This window comes from Pantoea sp. ME81 (assembly GCF_903970985.1).
Taxonomy (GTDB): domain Bacteria; phylum Pseudomonadota; class Gammaproteobacteria; order Enterobacterales; family Enterobacteriaceae; genus Pantoea; species Pantoea communis.
Window position 1 is genome coordinate 1 of sequence record NZ_CAJCKS010000343.1, and the last position, 1,612, is coordinate 1,612.

General features: G+C 59.9%; 1 protein-coding gene. It reads left to right on the plus strand.

Annotation, left to right across the window (positions count from 1 at the left end):
* Nucleotides 1-164 precede the first annotated feature (164 nt).
* On the plus strand, nucleotides 165-1,612 hold a 1,448-nt coding region (locus H7A81_RS27185), incomplete at its 3' end, for an FGGY-family carbohydrate kinase (protein WP_182059327.1).

Here is a 1,612-nt window from a genome sequence, read left to right on the forward strand (position 1 = left end):
GTTTTGTGTCGTTATGGCTGAGTCGCGGCACGAGAGATACACCAGGACGTACGCTCTTTGCCGACACGACGCTCTACCGAGCTCACGTTCGCCGGGTGTCACAGTGCGCGATATTGTTATCCTCCCCAACAGCGTTGACCTGTAACCAGCCGAGGTGCAGCAGCATGAGTAACGAAAAATATCTGATTGGTGTCGATGTTGGTTCGGCCAGCGCTCGCGCGGGCGTGTTTGACCGCGCGGGAAATCTGTTAGGCCATGCAAAACAGTCCATCACCACCTTCCGTGCCCACGGTCATGTGGTTGAGCAATCCGCCAATGAGATTTGGCAGGCGGTCAGTCACTGCGTGCGCGAGGCGGTGGCCACTGCCGCTATCGATCCCGCTGCGGTGGCTGGCATTGGCTTCGATGCCACCTGCTCGCTGGTGGTGATCGATGAACAGGGGCAACCGTTGCCCGTCAGCCCAAACGGAGAGGCGGAACGCAATATTATTGTGTGGATGGATCACCGCGCCACGCAGCAGGCCGATGCCATTAACGCGACGAAACATCCGGTGCTCGACTACGTGGGCGGACGCATCTCACCGGAGATGGAGATGCCAAAACTGCTGTGGCTGAAAGCCCACAACCCGCAAACGTTCCAGAACGCCGCACACTTTTTCGATCTCACCGATTACCTCAGCTGGCGCGCGACAGGCGATACGGCGCGCTCATCCTGCACCGTCACCTGTAAATGGAACTACCTTGCCCATGAGCAGCGCTGGGATGCCGACTACTTCAGTGCCATTGGCCTGCCGGAATTCGCTCAGGAGAAATTTGCGCGTATCGGACAGCAGATCGTCGAGCCAGGCACACCGTGCGGCACAGGTTTAACCGCGCAGGCCGCCGCCGACTTTGGCTTATCTGCTGGCACGCCCGTGGCCGCCGGGTTAATCGATGCCCATGCAGGCGGCGTCGGTACGCTGGGCGCAGATGGCAGCCCGGAGGATAAACTCGCCTATGTGTTTGGCACCTCGTCCTGCACCATGACGCCGACGCGTGAAGCCGCGTTTGTGCCAGGTGTGTGGGGTCCGTATTACTCGGCGATGGTGCCGGGTTTATGGTTGAGTGAGGGCGGACAAAGCGCGGCAGGCGCCGCCATAGGTCGCCTGCTGGAGATGCATCCAGCCGCCGCGAGTGCACAGCAGGCCGCCGATGCCGCTGGCCTTTCACTGCCGGTGTACCTTGCGGAACAGGCTTTGCAGCAAGCTCGCAGTGAATCAGCAACGGTGGATTTAGTCGAAGGTCTGCATATCGTGCCGGAATTTGCGGGTAATCGTGCACCTTTTGGCGACCCTTACGCGCGAGCGGTGATTTGCGGTCTGGGTATGGACAACGATGAAGCGAGCCTGATCGCACTGTATATCGCCGGCTTGTGCAGCCTCGGCTACGGCCTACGCCAAATCATTGAGGCGCAAACCAGCAAGGGTATCGTCACGCGGTCGATTGTTATCAGCGGCGGTGCCGGGCAACACTCGCTGGTACGCCAGTTGCTGGCGGACAGCTGCCAGCTTCCTGTGCAATCCACCCACTGCCCTGAGCCGGTATTATTTGGTTCAGCGAATGTTTCCGCTGC